The 16,828-nt window shown below is 54.8% G+C and carries 21 protein-coding genes; 10 read left to right on the forward strand and 11 right to left on the reverse strand.

The features are described 5' to 3' along the window. Positions 1-138: 138 nt before the first annotated feature. Genes FGL65_RS11015 through FGL65_RS11025 form a run of 3 tightly spaced genes read right to left on the reverse strand, consistent with a single transcriptional unit; the run spans position 139 to position 2,401 of the window. A complete protein-coding gene (locus FGL65_RS11015) occupies positions 139-1,251 on the reverse strand; it encodes a tetratricopeptide repeat protein (protein WP_147821247.1) in 1,113 nt (370 codons plus the stop codon). Between the two features lie 50 nt (positions 1,252-1,301). Beyond that, on the reverse strand, positions 1,302-2,078 hold the full coding sequence (locus tag FGL65_RS11020; protein WP_147821248.1) for an HD domain-containing protein: 777 nt from the start codon (positions 2,076-2,078) through the stop codon (positions 1,302-1,304). After that, entirely contained in the window at positions 2,078-2,401 is a 324-nt protein-coding gene (locus tag FGL65_RS11025) for an SHOCT domain-containing protein (RefSeq protein ID WP_147821249.1), read from the reverse strand. The genes FGL65_RS11020 and FGL65_RS11025 overlap by 1 nt, the downstream gene beginning before the upstream one ends. A gap of 191 nt (positions 2,402-2,592) precedes the next feature. Between FGL65_RS11025 and FGL65_RS11030 the strand changes: the two genes are divergently transcribed. The 10 genes from FGL65_RS11030 to lpxC all read left to right on the forward strand — a co-directional run bounded on the left by FGL65_RS11030 (position 2,593) and on the right by lpxC (position 11,321). Next, complete coding sequence (locus tag FGL65_RS11030) at positions 2,593-2,991, forward strand: response regulator (RefSeq protein ID WP_147821250.1); 399 nt, start codon at positions 2,593-2,595, stop codon at positions 2,989-2,991. 143 nt (positions 2,992-3,134) lie between these two features. Next, positions 3,135-3,737 (forward strand): Tim44 domain-containing protein, encoded by a 603-nt coding sequence (locus tag FGL65_RS11035; RefSeq protein WP_147821251.1) that lies wholly within the window; start codon positions 3,135-3,137, stop codon positions 3,735-3,737. A gap of 41 nt (positions 3,738-3,778) precedes the next feature. Further along, positions 3,779-4,498, forward strand: a complete 720-nt coding sequence (locus FGL65_RS11040) for a class I SAM-dependent methyltransferase (RefSeq protein ID WP_250645464.1) — start codon at positions 3,779-3,781, stop codon at positions 4,496-4,498. Further along, entirely contained in the window at positions 4,499-6,229 is a 1,731-nt protein-coding gene (locus tag FGL65_RS11045; protein ID WP_147821252.1) for a YcaO-like family protein, read from the forward strand. Between the two features lie 225 nt (positions 6,230-6,454). Then, positions 6,455-6,772 carry a TusE/DsrC/DsvC family sulfur relay protein gene (locus FGL65_RS11050; RefSeq protein WP_147821253.1) on the forward strand — a complete coding sequence of 106 codons (318 nt, stop codon included), beginning with the start codon at positions 6,455-6,457 and terminating at the stop codon, positions 6,770-6,772. A 169-nt stretch (positions 6,773-6,941) separates the two neighbouring features. Then, complete coding sequence (gene rpmE / locus FGL65_RS11055; protein ID WP_147821254.1) at positions 6,942-7,169, forward strand: 50S ribosomal protein L31; 228 nt, start codon at positions 6,942-6,944, stop codon at positions 7,167-7,169. Positions 7,170-7,409: 240 nt separating this feature from the next. Further along, positions 7,410-8,282: a DUF1385 domain-containing protein gene (locus tag FGL65_RS11060; protein WP_147822733.1), complete on the forward strand. Its 873-nt coding sequence runs from the start codon at positions 7,410-7,412 to the stop codon at positions 8,280-8,282. Positions 8,283-8,285: 3 nt separating this feature from the next. Beyond that, positions 8,286-9,356 carry a peptide chain release factor 1 gene (prfA, locus tag FGL65_RS11065; protein WP_147821255.1) on the forward strand — a complete coding sequence of 357 codons (1,071 nt, stop codon included), beginning with the start codon at positions 8,286-8,288 and terminating at the stop codon, positions 9,354-9,356. Next, entirely contained in the window at positions 9,357-10,223 is an 867-nt protein-coding gene (gene prmC, locus FGL65_RS11070; protein WP_147821256.1) for a peptide chain release factor N(5)-glutamine methyltransferase, read from the forward strand. A gap of 171 nt (positions 10,224-10,394) precedes the next feature. Continuing rightward, complete coding sequence (gene lpxC, locus FGL65_RS11075) at positions 10,395-11,321, forward strand: UDP-3-O-acyl-N-acetylglucosamine deacetylase (RefSeq protein ID WP_147821257.1); 927 nt, start codon at positions 10,395-10,397, stop codon at positions 11,319-11,321. A gap of 52 nt (positions 11,322-11,373) precedes the next feature. Here lpxC and FGL65_RS11080 read toward each other — a convergent pair whose 3' ends face one another. The 8 genes from FGL65_RS11080 to FGL65_RS11115 form a co-directional block, all read right to left on the reverse strand. Continuing rightward, entirely contained in the window at positions 11,374-12,210 is an 837-nt protein-coding gene (locus FGL65_RS11080) for a hypothetical protein (protein ID WP_147821258.1), read from the reverse strand. A gap of 2 nt (positions 12,211-12,212) precedes the next feature. Continuing rightward, positions 12,213-12,620 carry a hypothetical protein gene (locus FGL65_RS11085; protein WP_147821259.1) on the reverse strand — a complete coding sequence of 136 codons (408 nt, stop codon included), beginning with the start codon at positions 12,618-12,620 and terminating at the stop codon, positions 12,213-12,215. A gap of 82 nt (positions 12,621-12,702) precedes the next feature. Next, positions 12,703-12,981: a hypothetical protein gene (locus tag FGL65_RS11090; RefSeq protein ID WP_250645467.1), complete on the reverse strand. Its 279-nt coding sequence runs from the start codon at positions 12,979-12,981 to the stop codon at positions 12,703-12,705. A 57-nt stretch (positions 12,982-13,038) separates the two neighbouring features. After that, positions 13,039-13,758, reverse strand: coding sequence for a flagellar basal body-associated FliL family protein (locus FGL65_RS11095; RefSeq protein WP_147821260.1), 720 nt, complete (start codon positions 13,756-13,758; stop codon positions 13,039-13,041). 29 nt (positions 13,759-13,787) lie between these two features. Continuing rightward, positions 13,788-14,168: a chemotaxis response regulator CheY gene (locus FGL65_RS11100; protein WP_147821261.1), complete on the reverse strand. Its 381-nt coding sequence runs from the start codon at positions 14,166-14,168 to the stop codon at positions 13,788-13,790. A 22-nt stretch (positions 14,169-14,190) separates the two neighbouring features. Further along, on the reverse strand, positions 14,191-14,976 hold the full coding sequence (locus FGL65_RS11105) for a FliA/WhiG family RNA polymerase sigma factor (protein WP_147821262.1): 786 nt from the start codon (positions 14,974-14,976) through the stop codon (positions 14,191-14,193). Beyond that, entirely contained in the window at positions 14,918-15,745 is an 828-nt protein-coding gene (locus FGL65_RS11110) for a MinD/ParA family protein (RefSeq protein WP_147821263.1), read from the reverse strand. Before FGL65_RS11110 ends, FGL65_RS11105 begins: the two co-directional genes overlap by 59 nt. Positions 15,746-15,763: 18 nt before the next feature. Continuing rightward, entirely contained in the window at positions 15,764-16,828 is a 1,065-nt protein-coding gene (locus tag FGL65_RS11115) for a flagellar biosynthesis protein FlhF (protein WP_348981246.1), read from the reverse strand.

Here is a 16,828-nt window from a genome sequence, read left to right on the forward strand (position 1 = left end):
AAAGGGGGTTGGGTTGGATGCCTTGGGCGTTTTCCAAAGAAAAAACTGCGCAGGAATGCTGCAGTCTCAGCAACCTGAGAAGGATACAGCAATGGCTTGCGGCATAGAAGCCTTTCGGCAGGTTCGGGTCACGCTGCCTCAGATATCCTTTGCGGACTTCGGGCCGGTGGAGTCTGCCGGTCGCGGCGGGGCTGGTTTGCCCGCGGCCGGCGCCCAAGGTCGCCCGTGAACCCTTTGGTAGAGCTTGGCGGCCTCGGTGAAGTTGGCGTTGAGGCGTAGGGCGAGGTCTGCATTGTCTGCCGCCTCCTCCTTTTTGCCCATGAAGTAGTAGGCCTTGCCCATGTTGTAGTAGATATTTTCGTCGTGCGGCGTCAGCTCCAGGGCCTGCTTGTAAGCGTGCAGCGCCCCCGGGTAATCGCCATGCTTGCGCAGTTTGACGCCGAGGGAGTTGAAGGGGTTGGGTACATCCGAATCATACTTGAGGATTTCGATGAAGACTTCCTTTGTTTCCTCCAGCCGGTCGAACTGCGCGTATACGTCCGCGGCCTTCTTTAGGTAGTACTTGCAGGAATCGTTGTCGCCCTTGCCCTTGTATGCATCGGCCAGGCCCTTGTACGCCTCGGCAAAGAGGTCATTGATTTTGACCGCTTTCTTGAAGGAGACGATGGCCTTTCCGTATTTCTGCTGGATGAGAAATTTGCAGCCCATGTCGTAGTATTTCTGGGCTTCGTCCTGGTAGGAAATAAGTTCCTCGAAGGCCTCGATGGCGTCGTCGAAGTCGCCGCGGCTGACCATGTCCTTAGCTTCCTGCAGTTCCAGTTCCTCGATCTCCGGATAGTTGTCGAGCTGGCGGGCCAGGGTTAGGTATTTTTCGAATGTTTCCAGCGAGTAGGGGCGCAGGACATACCCGATGCATCCGGAGGCGATGGCGTCAAGGACGTGGTCCTTCTTGTTCTCCAGGGTGACCATGATGATGGGCAGTGGCTTTCTGCTCATGTTCTTGCGCACGAGCTGGGTGAACTTGATGCCGGTCATGTCGGTCAGGGAGCTGTCGCACAGGACAAGATCCACGGAATATTCGGAAAGATAGTCTATGGCCTCGGTCCCGGAGGAGAAGGTCCGGATGATGTCGGCCCCGAAACGCTTGATGGTTTCACCGTCACGGCGTGCATGCACCTCCACGTCCGTGAGGATGACAACGTGTTTGAAAGCGCCGAAGGCCGGGCTGGCTTTTGAAATGTCGTTACGCATCGCTATCCGATATTTTTCCCCATTCTTGGGTAAATGAAGTCGAAAGTCAGTTATATTATCCGGTTCTCCACATGAAGCTCAAGCTGACGTCTGAGTTCCCGAAAGGTCTCATTGTCCGGAAGCGTGTTGAAAATTTGTCCGATATATCCCTTGGAATCCAAGATACTATATGATTTCGGAAAGTTGAGGTCAAATACCCAACTGCTGACAAGAAGTTTGAAGTCATTGGTCCATTTGAGCTTGCGGTAATCCCCCACCTGACCGAGGCGCAATTCCTCCAGAATGGCCGGAGTATAGTTGGTCGCGTGGTATTCGGCATCCATGACCACGACATTGTTTGGATTTTCATCGCAAAGATGTGCGAGCATGACCGGAATGATGTCGAGTTTGTCGCTGTCGCGGACGATGTTGCAGACGGTTTTCAGGGAAGGGGGAGTGGAGGACGGAAGTCCCTTCATATTGTGCATGCGCACGGCGCCATAGACCATGCGGCGCACATCCGGGGCCAACCCGGCAATGAATTGTGTTTTGTTCAGGGTTTTGATGCCCAGGACTGCATGGTTGGCGGAAAGTCTGTCATTGAATGTCTTGAAACGGCGGTATTGCGGAAAGCGGCCCAGATCATGGTAGAGTGCGGCCAACAGGGCCGCCTGTTCCTGTTCTTGGCTTAGCGGGGCCGATTCGCAGAGGGATTCCGCTATTGCCAGCACCCGGAAGGTATGCTCGATTTTGAGCCGAATGTTGTAGTCGTCCTTTTCGGATTCACCGTAATGGGATTCCGCAAAGCCGAGAAACTGCTTTTTGTGCGCCTCCAGCAGGGCGTGCATTATTTCAGGCCCCGCATTCTGGTCTTGAATTCCAGTTCCGAGATTTCGTTGTTTTCTCGTTGGCGTTCCAATTCCGCGATCTCCGCCAGCCGTTCTTGTTCGGCCTCGGCCTCGAGCTCCTTGTCGCGCCATATTCCCTTGGGGCCGAAGAGCAGGCGCAGGAAAAGCAGGATGGCTCCCAGAATCGCGGCCGCGAAAAGGAGCCGGGCCAGCGAGGGCAGCAAAGTGTCGCCATAGCCCGGGCCAAAGGGCCAAAGCCTCCATTCGGGTTGGCTGAAGAAATCCTGAAGTCCCGCAGAGAACCTGGAAAAAAAGGAATGCAAGGTTGTTTCCCCTGATTTTTTTGTGTTCCGTTATGGATAAGTCTGCGTTTTGTACGTCCGATCCGTTTTGCTGGCAAGAAATACAGTTTTCACAGGGGGTGGGAACCTCCGGTCGGTTACGCCGGTTTACAATTGCCGGTTGAGCTGGTTAGAGTTATCAGGTACTAAGTGCCCACTTTAATGGGGGAGCCATGAGAATACTTGTTGTGGAAGATGAATATGCCAGCCGGAAGCTCCTGACCACGATCCTTGCCGATTACGGTCAATGCGATTCCGCTTATGACGGAGTCGGCTGCGTCGAGCTTTTTCAGAAGGCCCATGAAGACGGGCAACCCTATGACCTGGTCTGCCTCGATATCATGATGCCCAACAAGGATGGGCATCAGGCCCTTCGCGAAATTCGCGAGATAGAAAAGCAGCAGGGCGTGCGCCCCAGTGAGGAAGCCAAGGTCATCATGGTCACCGCCCTGAATGATCCGTCCACCGTGGTCAAGGCCTACTACAAGGGTGGCGTGAGTGCGTATCTGCCCAAGCCCATTGAAATCGATACACTGTTGACCATTCTTCGGGATCTTGATCTCATTCAGTAGGCTTCCGGTACATGACGGCCCGCAACTCCAAGCGATAGGTGCAGCATGAATCATGTCTTTCGAATCACAGCTTTTGCCGCCCTGTTGACGGTGGCCCTTGAGAAGAACGCACTGGCCGCAGGTGAATCCTCGGGGGGGCGAGCATGTTGGACATGATTCTGCTCGGTCTGGTGATTTTTCTGGTATTTCGTTTTTTCCGTCGCCGTTCGGGGCGCTGGTTCGGGCAGGATGACGATTTCACGACGAATGGCCGCCAGGATTCGTCCTCCGGGGTGACTCGGCCGCAGGATCGGCATGAACAGGCCCGGGCCATGTGGGAAATGCTGAGCGATGATCCGGCCCGAGGCGATGCGCGTCAGCAAATAAGCTCCCGGTCCGGTTTTGACGAATCGGAATTTCTGGAGGGGGCCAAAATGTTTTACAGCCGTTTTCAGGAGGCCCGGGATGCCGGTGACTGGGATGTCATTGAAGACTTCATCGCCCCCGGCCTGCTGGCCGACCTGAAGCGGGATTCCGTAACGGCCGATGCGGTCCAGACCGAAATCATGCTTCTGGATGCCAAGGTCATGGACGTTCAGTCCCGGGAGGGCAGGACCGACGTGACCGTGTTTTTCGATGCCCTGATGCGCCGGGGGGCTTCCGGCGAACAGGAAGTGAGCGAGCGGACCGCCTGGGAATTCTCCCGGCCGGACCGCGATCCCGACGCCCTGTGGGTGTTGGAGGGGATCAACAAGATCGATCATTGATCGCAAGTCCTTGCGAATTGTCTTCATAGCGGAGGGATAGAGTGCCCAAGATCAGGTATGATCTGGACCAGCCCATGGGGAAGCTCCTGGAGTTGGCCGGAAACAAGTTTGGTGAGGTTTGTTTTGAAACGGTGACCATCGGCAACATGTCGTTGGATATCCTTCAGATCAAGGACATGCCCAGGTACATCGAGAAGCTGGTGGGCAGCGCCAAGCCCGGGAAGAGTGTCGAACTTCCCCTGTGGGCGAAAATATGGCCGTCCTGTCTTTTCCTCGGCTTCTTCCTGCAGCAGTTTCCTTTCAAGCCCGAGGATGAACTGCTTGAAGTCGGGGCCGGGGTTGCGGTCATCGGTTTGGTCGCCGCCAAGCGCGGTCTTCATGTGACGGTCTCGGACCTGGAAGACGATGCCCTGCTGTTCGCACGCATCAATGCCTTGAAAAACGGCGTTGAAGACAAAATGGACATTGCCAAGGCTGATTTCACCAAAGACTCGCTGGGCAGACGTTTCGATCACATCATCGGCTGCGAGGTCCTCTACAATGAAGCCACGTATGAGCCGCTTGCCGATTTTCTGGTGGACCATCTGGCGGAGCGGGCGGACTCCGAAGTAATCTTGGCCATGGACCGCAAGCGTGAGGGCCGAGCCTTTTTCAATCGCGCCAAGGGTACATTCGGCATCATGCGCAAGGATTTCAGTTTTACTGACAAGGATTCCGGCGAAGAGCAGTTCATTAACCTTTTCCGGATGAGAAGGTCCTAGATGATACAGCTACGGGATTGCTGCAAGGCGTATACGGTGGATCAGGACAAGGCGTCCGATCCGGTGGATACGGTCAGACGGGTCAAGGCGCTTCTGGATTCCAAATGCGACGGCGTGCTGGCCGAAACGGACCGGGTGGATACCGGAAGGCTCGGCATTCCGGTGTTTGTCAGCAAATGTGGGCCGCGCGCCGCAGAGGTCATGCCCACGCGCAAGCAGATGGGCAAGGGCGCTTCTCCCGAGCAGGCCGAGGCCTCCGCGCTCATGGAGCTGGTGGAGCGATACAGTTATTTCAGCTTCTGGGCCGAAGACGCCAATTTCGAGGAGATGACCTGGAGCCAAGCCAAGGCCAAATGGCCGGAGCAGCTTATGGGTATCGGCCAGATCATGCGTTCCGTGGAAGATGATTTGCCACCGGGACAGGCTGAACGGCTCATGGACCTTGTACGCTGGAAGTTCCACCCGGCCTTCAATCTTGTCAGCGAGCGGGAAGAATATGTGCCGCTGGATTGGTTCAAGAAGTTGAATGAGTTCAACGGGTCTTCCGCCGGGAATACCTTTGAGGAATCCATATTTCAGGGGGGCTGCGAATTGGTGGAACGCCATGTTTGCGCCCTGATCGATCGCAACCGTCCGGAATTGCCCACCATTGACCTCGATGCCTGCGACGATCCGGTCTTTCAACGGTTGGTCCGTTGTTTCCGGGAAAACGGCATCAACCTTATTCTCAAGGATTTTTCGTCTGGGTTTCCCGTGCCCACCATTGGGGCCGTTGCCTGGGACCAGAAAACTTTCCCGGCGCTGAGCGAGATCGTGTTCACTGCGGGAACAGCCGCTTCGCCCGTCAAGGCTGCGGCCCGGGCGTTGACCGAGGTTGCCCAGTTGGCCGGTGATTTCGAGACTAGCAGGGTTTATGAGGCCTCCGGGCTTTCCAAGTTCACCTCGCTGGATCAGATCGAATGGCTGAAGGCGGGGCCGGTTGTGAGCCTGGATTCGCTTCCCTCGGTGGAGGACAGTAATATCCTCAACGAACTGAAGGCCTTTGCTGGCGGATTGCTGGATAAGGGATTCGCCGCGTACAGCGTCGACACCAGCCATCCCGAGCTGGGAGTGACCGCCAACTACAACTTCGTGCCCGGTTTTGATTTTCGGGAGCGCACTCCGCATCGGAGCATAGGGCTTTTCGTTGGTCGTATTCTGGCCGAGGAATCCGCTTTTGACGAGGCGTTGGAAGGCCTTGACGTTCTGGAGGACGTCTATCCGGACGCCTATTTTATTCCTTTTTTCCGGGGGCTGCTGGCCTTGCGCATGCAGGATCCCGTGTTTGCGGAACTCATGTTCGAGGAGGCCGAGCCCTTGCAGCCGGCCGACCAGGAGAGGGCGCTGACCGCCTTTTATCGTGCCTATGCTCTTTCTCTGCAGGAGGATACGGATTGGAACGGCCTGATTGGGCATCTCGACAGGGCCGTGTCCCTGGATGGCGAGGTGAAGGAGTTCTTCAACCTTCGCGGGGTGGCGCATTTCAAGTCCGGAAGGTATGGCGATGCCGCACGTGATTTTCAGGAGTCGTTGAATATCGACAGCGGATCCCCCGAGGATCTCGCCAACCTCGGCCTGTGCCACAAGTTCATGGGCAATCGCGATGAGGCGGTGGATTACCTGGGGGCAGCGCTCAAGCTGGATCCGTCTCTGGGCTATGCCCGCGAACATTACCGGGAACTGATGGAATAGGATATGTTGCCGGGGACTTGCGTTTGCCGCGAATTTTTGCAGGCAGGCCCCGGGTGAGCCCCGTGGTTGACAAGCCCGGGGTTGTGAAAGTATGGTCCCCATCTGAGTTCCTCAGTGGATTCTGAGCTGAACATGAACAGCGGATAGCTGTTTTATGGATAAGGGTGGTTTCATTGTTTGAAACCAGTTTAAATGTATCCCGTATTCCGTAACAGGAGGAATCAAATGGCTGTTGTCGAATTCCAGGGCAAACAATTTGAAGTTGATGAAGATGGTTTCCTGCTCCAGTTTGACAGCTGGAGCCCTGAGTGGGTTGACTTCGTGAAAGAATCCGAAGGCATCAAGGAACTCACTGATGACCATCAGAAGGTTATCGACTTCCTGCAGGACTACTACAAGAAGAACGGTATCGCACCGATGGTTCGTATCCTTTCCAAGGTTACCGGCTTCAAGCTGAAGCAGATCTACGAACTGTTCCCGTCCGGACCGGGTAAGGGAGCCTGTAAGATGGCCGGCCTGCCCAAGCCCACTGGCTGCGTTTAATACGCAAGCCGTTGGAAAACGAGGGCGGAAGTTTTTTGCTTCCGCCTTTTTTTTGGTCGCAAGATATTTGATGGCGTTCTTTTGTGGAGTGTCATGTTTTTGCTTGCCAAGCGTGGGATTACCGAGTATCAGTCCATGTTCCACGAAATCAATATGACAGGAGAACGTCATGAAAAAAGATATTCATCCCGAGCTGTTCGATGCAACCGTACGCTGCAACTGCGGATACGAATCCACTCTGAAGTCCACGAAGGGCGAAGAGGTGAGTGTTGAAATTTGCGCCAACTGCCATCCGTTCTACACCGGCAAGCAGCGCTTTGTTGACACCGCTGGTCGTATCGATCGCTTCCGCAAGAAGTACGCGAAGTTCGAAGAGCAGAAATCTTCCGCTGAATAGGTACTTCGGTTTTTCCGAGACTGTATGCCTCTGTCGGTTGTCGGCGGAGGCATATTGTTTTGCCGGGCGGGGTTTACTTTTGGACTGGAATCCTTAACTCTCTGGTCATTCGGTCCAACCTGAACCCCATGCAGGTGTCGAGCCTGCTTACCAACCGAGGTTACCTTCTTGAAGATTCGCGATATCCTTACGTTAGCCGCTCCCCAATCCGTGGGCGGTCAGGCCGTGATCGAGGGAGTCATGATGCGCTCCCGTAGCAAATTGGCCATTGCCGTGCGCAAGCCGGACGGCGAGATCTCCGTGGAAGTTCGCCCGTGGTTTTCCCTTTCCACCTGGAATCTTTTTCGCAAGCCTTTTTTGCGTGGTTTCCCCGTGCTCATGGAAACCATGGTCAACGGAATCAAAGCCCTCAATTATTCGGCAACCGTCGCAGTTGAGGAAGATCCCGAAGCCGGAGAATTGAGTTCCATTCACCTAGTGGTGACATTGGCCATCGCCATTGCCGCGGCTCTGGGTCTTTTCGTGGTCCTGCCGCATTTCATTTCCGTGGGCATGGAGTGGCTGGGATATGCCGGCGATGTGGATTCCCTGAGCTTTCATGCCTGGGATGGCGTCTTCAAGATGTTCATTTTCGTTGCCTATATCGGGGGCATTTCCTTTATTCCGGATATCCGCCGGGTGTTCCAGTACCATGGCGCCGAGCACAAGGTCATCTGGGCCTATGAAGAGGGCGGCAAGCTCGCCCCCAGCACCAGCCGGGGTTACAGCCGACTGCACCCGCGGTGCGGGACTGCTTTTTTGCTGTTCGTCCTGGCTGTCAGCATCCTTCTGTATTCATTTCTGGTTCCCTGGCTGCTGACATTCTATTCCCCGGAACATTTTGTCTACAAGCATCTGTATATCGTAGGCGTCAAGCTGTTGCTCATGGTTCCCATCAGCAATATTGCCTACGAGATGATCAAGTTTGCGGGAAGGTTCAATCGAAACATCCTGTGCAGGGCCTTGTGCTGGCCCGGTCTTATGATGCAGCTGCTGACCACCAAGGAACCGGACGACGAACAGATCGAAGTGGCCATTGCCGCGCTGCAGTGCGCCGTAAACGCCGAGGAGTAATATATGTTTGGCAAGTTGGAAGATATTGAACAGACATATCTCGATCTTGAAAAGGAGCTGGCGGCTCCGGAAATTTTCAATGACCAGAAGCGGTACACCAAGGTCAGCAAATCCCATGCGGAACTCGGCGAGATTGTCAATGTGTACCGCAAGTACAAACAATATAAGCACGACCTTGAGGACAACCGCGAAATGCTCAGAGATGACGATGAGGATATTCGCGAGATGGCCAAGGCCGAAATAGAGGCCATTGAACCCAAGCTGCCGGAGCTCGAGGAGGAACTCAAGATCCTTCTGCTGCCCAAGGATCCCATGGATGAAAAGAACATCATCCTTGAAATCCGCGCCGGTACCGGCGGCGAGGAAGCCGCGTTGTTCGTGGCCGATCTGTTCCGCATGTACACCCGTTATGCGGAATCCAACAGATGGAAGGTGGATATCATGAACTCCAGTGAGACCGGCACGGGCGGTTTCAAGGAAATCATTGCTTCCATTGCGGGCGACAAGGTCTACAGCAAGCTCAAGTATGAGTCCGGCACGCACCGGGTGCAGCGTGTTCCCGCCACCGAATCTCAGGGCCGCATCCATACCTCGGCGGTTACCGTGGCCATCATGGCCGAGGCGGAAGAGGTGGATGTGGACATCCGCAGCGAGGATTTGCGTATCGACGTTTTTCGCGCTTCCGGACCGGGCGGTCAGTCGGTCAACACCACGGACTCCGCCGTGCGTGTCACCCACATTCCCTCGGGCGTGGTTGTTTCCTGTCAGGACGAAAAGTCCCAGCACAAGAACAAGGCCAAGGCCCTCAAGGTGCTTCGGTCCAGGATTCTGCAGCATGAGCAGGAAAAGGCCAAGGCCGAGGAGGACGCAACCCGCCGCAGCCAGGTCGGTTCCGGTGACCGCTCCGAGCGTATCCGTACCTACAACTTTCCCCAGGGGCGCGTCACGGACCACCGCATCAATCTGACCCTGTACAAGCTGGATCAGGTCATGGAAGGGGATATGGCCGAGTTGGTTGATTCCCTTGTCAGCCATTACCAGAGCGAGGCTCTCAAGCAGCAGGCCGAAAGGTAGATGCATCCGACTGTACGGCGGTGCCTTGAATCCGCAGTTCGCGTGCTTGAGGCCGCGGGCGTGGATTCGCCCAAGCTTTCCGCGGAAGTGCTGCTGGCCCATGTGCTGGAGTGTTCCCGCTTTGATCTTCATCTGGATATCAACCGTCTCCTCAGTGCCGAGGAGACGGTTTCGTTTGAGGCTCTTGTGGAGCGCCGCCGAGGCGGAGAGCCCGTTGCATATCTGGTGGGTTCACGGGAGTTTTACGGTCTCGATTTCAGGGTAGGTCCGGCGGTGCTTATTCCCAGGCCGGAAACCGAGCAGATCGTGGAATTGTGCGAGAGCTGGTTTCAAGCCGAGGATGCTTTCGTTTTTGCGGATCTCGGAACCGGATCCGGGATTCTTGCAGTTACCTTGGCGTATTTATTTCCCCACGCCCGTGGTGTGGCTGTTGACCTGAGTCCCGACGCCCTGGCCGTGGCCCGCGCAAACGCGCTGGAGCATGGCGTTGCGGACAGGGTGCGGTTCGTGTGTGCGGATTTTTGCAGATCTTTGTTTCTGCCTGGCGTGTTCGATCTTGTGGTTTCCAACCCCCCGTACGTGACTGATGCCGAATATGGCGAGGTCTCCGGTGAGGTCCGGGATTTCGAACCACGGCTTGCCTTGACGAGCGGGCAGGATGGTTTGGGGCACATCCGGAGGGTCGTTCCACGGGTGATTGACATGCTTGCAGAGGGTGGCGAATTCCTGTTTGAGTTCGGATGGCGGCAAGGCGTGGCCGTGGAAAAAATACTTCGTCAATATGATAACGAATTGACCGAGATAGCCGTGCACAAGGATTTGTCCGGCCATGACCGTGTTGCGGTTGCGAAAAAAATAATCGCATAAATGCAACATTTGTAGGCCGGTGTTGTTGAAAAAACACAACGATTTGCGGAAAAACAACAGAACCTTTCAAGTCTAGAATTTTTCTATTTCTATGAAAATCAATAAGTTATGTTCATGCATGTTGGTGGCATTATTTTTGCTTAATGATAGTGACTTTCAAGCGGAGGAATAATGCTACAAACCACGATTCACAAGACTGTCCGGTGCACAGGCGTCGGGCTCCACAGCGGTAAACAGGTTGAAATGACCCTGCGTCCCGCATCGGAAGGCACCGGCGTTCTTTTTTCGGTACGCAATGGTTCCGGATCTTCCTTTATCAGTCCCAAGCCGAATCTGGTCGTTGAAACCGGTCTTGCCACCACCTTGGGTGTGGGCCAGGATACCGTCGCCACTGTCGAGCACCTGCTCGCCGCCATCCGCGGCATGGGGATCGACAACATTCATATAGAGATAGAAGGCAAAGAATTGCCCATCATGGACGGAAGCGCCGCTCCGTTCGTCTACCTGCTCAAGCAGGCCGGGATTCGCGAACTCAACAAGCCCCGCAAGGTGCTGTCCTTCAAGAAACCCGTCAACTTTGAGCAGGACGGCAAGTACATCAAGGCACGCCCCTACAACGGCCTGCGGATCGATTACACCATCGATTTTGCCCATCCTCTCATCGGTCGTCAGCGCATGGTGCTTGAAGTCACCCCCGGCACCTTTGCCGGCGAAGTGGCCAAAGCCCGTACTTTCGGTTTTCTCAAGGAAGTGGACTACCTGCACGCCAACGGCTTGGCGCTTGGCGGTTCTTTGGACAACGCGGTCGTGCTGGACGACTACGGCCTTCTTAACTCCGAGGGCCTTCGCTTCAAGGATGAATTCGTTCGTCACAAGCTTCTCGACTTTGTTGGGGACATGGCCATCATGGGCCAGACCCTCCAGGGGCATTTCGAGGTGTATGCCTCGGGACATGCCATGAACAACGAGTTTTTGCGCTACATAGACGCCAATCGCGATCTGTATCTTGAAGAGCTCGTGCTTGAAGCCCGGAAGGGCAATGAGGTTCGCGAAGAAAGTCCTCTGGAAGCCATGGACGCCATTCCCGGCGTTGCCTAGCTATTCCGTTTTCTCCCAGAAGAAAGGAAACCCGCCATAAGGCGGGTTTTTTTTATCCAGTAGGGTGGAGCAGACTGGAAAGTATGCCGCCGTGCCTGTCTGCCGGTAGCCGCTCCACGCCGATGCAATTGGCATCCATGCCTTGGGGGATGGCGAGCCGGTCGAGGTGCTGCTGCAAGGATATCTTGCGTGGGAGATGCTGTGCCTGGATGCGAAAGCCTGCCTTCGGATGCCTATACAGAGTACGGATCTGGGTAAGCCCGAAGGCGGGAGACTCGAATTCGTAGGTCAGTTCATAAAACGGTTCCGCATTTTTTTTGTCACAGTTGCGGCGCGCATATCCGGCCTGGTGCCTTCCTCCCGGCTGCATCCACGGCCAGTAGAAAAACAAGTCATTCTGCGCCAGGAAGGAATTGATACGTGCCGCGCAGGCAGTGACCTCATGAAAGGCCTGCGTTGCCGTATCGTCCTGTTCAAGACGATTCAGGAAATGGGTACGCTTGTTCGCGCTTGATTGAGTCGTCGGGAAGTCTCGCCAGAGAGCGTTGCTCACGCTTTCGAATGTATTTCTCAGCGCGTTGAATTCCTTGATAAGATCATAAATGGGGAGGCCTGCCTGGCTTCCCTCAAACACTTCCTTGAGAATAATTTCCGGAGTCAATTTCTGGATGATGAAGGTCAGGCGGGCGCCGGGGATCGGGCGGGATTTGATCTGGGCCAGAAGCGGCTGGTTGCCTATGTTGACCCACGCCAGGCCCGCGCCCTGCCAGCGTATCAGGCGTCCATGCACCTTCTGGCCCACACGATGACTGCGTCTGAATATCTCGGCGCGTTCCTGGGTGGATGCGCCCCAGCCTCCGAAGGAACTCTTTCCCTGTCCGATCTTCACGCCTAGCCCCTGCCGATGATCAAATCGACTTCCTCAAGGCTCAGGCCGCATTTGCGGGCAAGCACTGCCGGGGATTTGCCGGCCTTGTGGCCGTCGAGAACGATCTGGCGGAGGAATTGAGGGGATTTGGAGTACTCGTCCGCCTGCTTCATGAGCTTTTTGAGTACCTTGATCCTGTCTTCCAGCTGGTCATTGACCTCAGCCAATTCGGATTGGCGCTGCTCAAAAGTCGCCACCATTTCATTTTCAAGCTGGGCGTTGAAGTGGAGCCGGTTGATGAATTCCTCCTGCTTGGCTTGGACCTGGGAAAGTAGTGCTTCCGACTTCTTGAGTCTCACGAAGAACAGGATGACGATGCATAGCAGGGCTATTTCCGTCAGGGAAAAGAAAACGAGCAGTAGGGTAGACATGGACTCCCGCTTGGTTAGAACGTGTTTTGAGAGTTAATTATTGCCTGCTTTCACAGGAGAAATCAACGACGGGAAGCAGGGATTATATTTTGACGTTGATGATGTTGCCGGCCCAGGGCGAGTCCGTGGAAGGGGAGGTTTCTTCCTTGTCAGAAGCTTCTTTTCCCTTCCTTTCCTGCTGCTGGAATTGCTGCTCCTGCTTGTTGGAGCCGTCCCGGTCGATGGCATCGGCTTTTTCCTTTTTGTCGATGCCCTGAACCTGCTCCTTCCCCTGTTTGCGAAGGTGCTCTGCAATGACCGGTGCAAAAAGCTGTTTTTGGATGTCGGATTTAACCAGTTCGGCATTGGCGAGCTTCTGCACATGGTGCAGCTGTGATATGAGGACCGGGAGGTCGAGTGGACTGGAGCCCACCATGGCTTACCTCACAAGGTATTGTTCGAACAGCAGGGTTTCGAATTGACCGAATCCCATATACTGGTTCACTACGGCAAGAAGCTCCTGCTTCAGTTTGTCCGCATTATTCTTATCGGACAGGAACTGTAAATCCTTATTCTTCAAATAGTAATACAGGGCATTGCGGACGGTGAAGGTCTCCTGCTTGAACTGCCTGGCAAGTTCTTCATCCGTGGTGTTGAGCACCAGGCGGACCTCTAGGAACCGAATTGCGCCCTTTTCATCCTTTTGCTCGATAAGGAAGGGGTCGAGCCGGAGAAGTATTTCACCGGTTATAACCGGTTCAGGTTCTACCAGAGGTTCTTCGATCGGCTCCGGTTCAGGCGGAGGCGGGGGAGGAGGGGCGTCGGGTCTGCTGAAAAGGAGATAGAGGATGACAATGAGCAGAACTGCGATAACCACGGCCATGTAGAACAACTTGTTCTTGAATATGGCCGGGAGTTCCTTTTTTTCTTTCTTTTCTTCGGAAGGAGCCTCCTCTTCGGGGGCCTCTTCGAGTTCTACCTCCTCCTCTTCCTCGTCTTCGAGGAATGGGGCATCGTCAAGGTCCAGGTCGACCTTCTGGGTGGCTCTGCTGGCCTCGCTGTCGTCCAGTTGGGCCTTGGGCTGCCCGGACGGATCCATATGAGTTTCTGCGGATTCTTCCGCGACCTCTTCTGGACCGTCCGGGACGAGCAGAACCATATATTACGCCTTGCGCGGACAGACCGCGGTTACTGGAAAATCTTTTCGATTTTCTGGCTCAGGGTTTCAGGCGTGAAGGGCTTCACGATATAGTTGGAAACCTTCGCCTGGACAGCTTCGATGATGTTTTCCTGCTGGGCTTCCGCCGTGACCATCAGGAAAGGAATGTCAGCGTATTCCTCACTGTCGCGCACCTTGCGCAGCAGTTCGATGCCGGACATTTTGGGCATGTTCCAGTCGGAAACAATAAAGTCGATGTTGTCCTTGTTCAGAACATCCCAGGCGGTGGTGCCGTCGTCAGCTTCAACGATGTTGGTGAAGCCGAGTTGACGCAGAATGTTCTTGACGATTTTCCGCATGGTGGAAAAGTCGTCGACTACAAGGATGCGCATGCTAGTATCAGCGGGCATATATGTCTCCTTTTACTGGTTTTTATTCGCTTTCATAACGGGCCTTAAAATTTTTCCTCAGTTTGATCAAGGCCTGTGAGTGGAGTTGTGAAACCCGTCCTTCGGTAATGTCCATTACCTCGGCGACTTCCTTCATGTTCAATTCCTCACCATAATAAAGAGATATGACCAATTTTTCCCTTGGGGTCAATTCCTCAATGAGATGGGCTACTTTGTCCACCAGCTCATGGAAGGCCGTGGACTGGAACGGTTCGTCGTCCTGGCGGTCTCCCTTGGTGAGAAGATTTTCATGGAATGCGTCGATGCTGACGCACATTTGATTTTGCAGCGCTTCCAGGCCTTGCTGCACTTCTTTTTGCGAAAGGCCCGTGTGTTCTTCCAATTGCTGCGGTGTGGCCGGTGCGCCGGTTTCATGCTCGATCTGGCGCATGGCGCATTCCAGCACCTTGACCTTCTGACGCAGACCGCGGGAAAACCAGTCCATGCGGCGGAGTTCGTCGAGCATGGCTCCCTTGATACGGTTTTCCGAATAGGTGTCGAATTTGATTTTCAGAGCCGGATTGAATTTGCCCAGTGCATCGAGCAGCCCAAGACTGCCGGCACTGATCAATTCGTTGAGTTCGACAGTGTGCGGCAGCTTGGCCTTCATTCGCAGAGCAAGTATCCGGATCTTGGGAGCGTAGTGACGGACGATGTCCTCACGGTCGCGAGGAGAAAAGTCGTTCCACGCTTTTTCCCCCGTTTCCAGGTCAAGCCACGGATTGCTCTTGGAAGAGGAGCTTTTTCCAGAAGAACTTAATATTGCCATCAGTCGCTGTCGTCGGTTTCCAGGAGGTTATTTTATTGGCCGCCTGAATGAGTCCCAAGCTTGCCGGACAATCCGGATTGCCATGGCAGAAGGGTATCTGCGCTATGACGGATTTGCGTACCTGCGGATCCATGGGGATGAAGCCCACCAGATCCAGGGATACGCCGTCGAGGAAGTGGTCGCAGGCATTGGCGAGCTTGATGTACACTTCCTTGGCCATTTTTTGATCTTTGACCATATTAACAAGAATTCTGAAACGTTCAACACCATGATACAGTTTGAGAACCTTGATGAGCGCATAGGCGTCGGTCAGCGACGTCGGCTCCGGTGTGAGTACCACAAGCCGTTCCTGTACGGCCAGGTTGAAATACAGGACATTGTCGTTGATGCCTGCACCGGTGTCCACGATGAGGTAGTCGATGTCCTCGTCCATGGAATCCATTGCATCGAGCAGATCGAGTTTCTGCCCCTTGTCCAGATTGACCATCTCGCTCACCCCGGAAGAGGCGGGCAGAATTCGGAATCCATACGGGGTTTCGAAGAGGACCTTATCTAGGGTCATATCTTCATGGAAAAGATGGAAGAGATTATATTCCGGGGCCATGCCCAGGAGCACGTCCACATTGGCCAGGCCGAGGTCTGCGTCCAGCAGGACGACCTTCTTGCCCATCTGGGTAAGGGTATAGGCCAAGTTAACGGATATGTTCGTCTTGCCCACGCCACCCTTGCCTGAGGTGACGGAGAGAACCATGGGAAAACGTGAATTCATGGCGGCCAAATGCCTCCTTTAGTTTTCGCTGCCGGGCAACTGCCGCATGAAAAGCATGCGCCAGATCATTTCCTTTGTGGCGGGCGTGATGCTGTTTTTCAGTCCCGAACCGTAAGACAGGGCCGAGATGGGCAATCCGCTGGAGCACGCCATGTTCAGAATTGCCCCAAATGTACAGGCTTCATCGAGTTTCGTCCAGATAACGCTTGCAACCTTTGAAGATTTATATCGCTCCGCGAATACGCGGTACTGCTCGGAGTTGTAGTAGGGGTTGAGCACAAGATGCACGGCCAGTTCATTCCAGTCCTCCATGCCGTGGGCAAGGAGCCAGTCTTCAAGGCGGTTGTTAACCGACATCCCGGGAAGATCGATGAGAATCAGATCGAATGCGCCAGCCTCGCGTTTCAGTGCGGCCACATCTTCATGGGTGATGAGTTCGCGGAAGGCCAGCCCCGATAGTTCTGCATAATGCTTGAGCACCAGGCGTCCCTTGCCCTTGTTGCCGTCCGCAGCCACCAGGCATATTTTCATCCCAGGATTTTGGGCCTTCTCCCGTAGGGCCACTCTGATGAGAGCCGAGCTTTTGCCCGCCCCGTGAGGCCCTGCAAAGGCATGCATCTTTCTGCTCCAGGAATCCGCGGAAAGCGGCCTGATGGATGCCATGCCTTCCAGCACTCGGAGGATAGAGAGATTGGCGTTGTCGCGCAGCTTGCAGAACACGTTGAGCAGCACGTTGCTGTCCACGCCCTCTCTTTCCAGGTATTCCATGGCCAGCTGTTGGCGGGGAGAGAGGCTTTGCAGATTCATCTGCGGCTTGAGCAGGGCCATGAGATGGCCCTTGATCTGGCCCCATTCATGCTTCCAGCCCACGCTGTCGTTGAGCGCTTCGTCGAGGACAGATTCGCGGGTGGGAGCGGTCGATACCTGCCGCTGCGGCATTTCATCGATCGCGGCCACGATTTCACAGCATTTGGTGCCGTTGTCGGAAACGGTCTTGTTGGACAAGATGACTGCGTCTTCGCCGAGATCCGCCTTGATCATGGCGTAGGCTTCAGTCTGGGATGGAGCTTTGAAGGTCTTCAT

This window comes from Salidesulfovibrio onnuriiensis (assembly GCF_008001235.1).
Classification (GTDB): Bacteria; Desulfobacterota; Desulfovibrionia; order Desulfovibrionales; family Desulfovibrionaceae; genus Pseudodesulfovibrio; species Pseudodesulfovibrio onnuriiensis.

Excerpts from the sequence above, each read along its gene's own strand:
- FGL65_RS11015 (WP_147821247.1), bottom strand. The coding sequence starts at position 1,251 with ATGCGTAACGACATTTCAAAAGCCAGCCCGGCCTTCGGCGCTTTCAAA.
- FGL65_RS11020 (WP_147821248.1), bottom strand. The coding sequence starts at position 2,078 with ATGCACGCCCTGCTGGAGGCGCACAAAAAGCAGTTTCTCGGCTTTGCG.
- FGL65_RS11030 (WP_147821250.1), top strand. The coding sequence starts at position 2,593 with ATGAGAATACTTGTTGTGGAAGATGAATATGCCAGCCGGAAGCTCCTG.
- FGL65_RS11035 (WP_147821251.1), top strand. The coding sequence starts at position 3,135 with ATGTTGGACATGATTCTGCTCGGTCTGGTGATTTTTCTGGTATTTCGT.
- FGL65_RS11045 (WP_147821252.1), top strand. The coding sequence starts at position 4,499 with ATGATACAGCTACGGGATTGCTGCAAGGCGTATACGGTGGATCAGGAC.
- FGL65_RS11050 (WP_147821253.1), top strand. The coding sequence starts at position 6,455 with ATGGCTGTTGTCGAATTCCAGGGCAAACAATTTGAAGTTGATGAAGAT.
- rpmE (WP_147821254.1), top strand. The coding sequence starts at position 6,942 with ATGAAAAAAGATATTCATCCCGAGCTGTTCGATGCAACCGTACGCTGC.
- FGL65_RS11060 (WP_147822733.1), top strand. The coding sequence starts at position 7,410 with ATGATGCGCTCCCGTAGCAAATTGGCCATTGCCGTGCGCAAGCCGGAC.
- prfA (WP_147821255.1), top strand. The coding sequence starts at position 8,286 with ATGTTTGGCAAGTTGGAAGATATTGAACAGACATATCTCGATCTTGAA.
- prmC (WP_147821256.1), top strand. The coding sequence starts at position 9,357 with ATGCATCCGACTGTACGGCGGTGCCTTGAATCCGCAGTTCGCGTGCTT.
- lpxC (WP_147821257.1), top strand. The coding sequence starts at position 10,395 with ATGCTACAAACCACGATTCACAAGACTGTCCGGTGCACAGGCGTCGGG.
- FGL65_RS11085 (WP_147821259.1), bottom strand. The coding sequence starts at position 12,620 with ATGTCTACCCTACTGCTCGTTTTCTTTTCCCTGACGGAAATAGCCCTG.
- FGL65_RS11095 (WP_147821260.1), bottom strand. The coding sequence starts at position 13,758 with ATGGTTCTGCTCGTCCCGGACGGTCCAGAAGAGGTCGCGGAAGAATCC.
- FGL65_RS11100 (WP_147821261.1), bottom strand. The coding sequence starts at position 14,168 with ATGCCCGCTGATACTAGCATGCGCATCCTTGTAGTCGACGACTTTTCC.
- FGL65_RS11105 (WP_147821262.1), bottom strand. The coding sequence starts at position 14,976 with ATGGCAATATTAAGTTCTTCTGGAAAAAGCTCCTCTTCCAAGAGCAAT.
- FGL65_RS11110 (WP_147821263.1), bottom strand. The coding sequence starts at position 15,745 with ATGAATTCACGTTTTCCCATGGTTCTCTCCGTCACCTCAGGCAAGGGT.
- FGL65_RS11115 (WP_348981246.1), bottom strand. The coding sequence starts at position 16,828 with ATGAAGACCTTCAAAGCTCCATCCCAGACTGAAGCCTACGCCATGATC.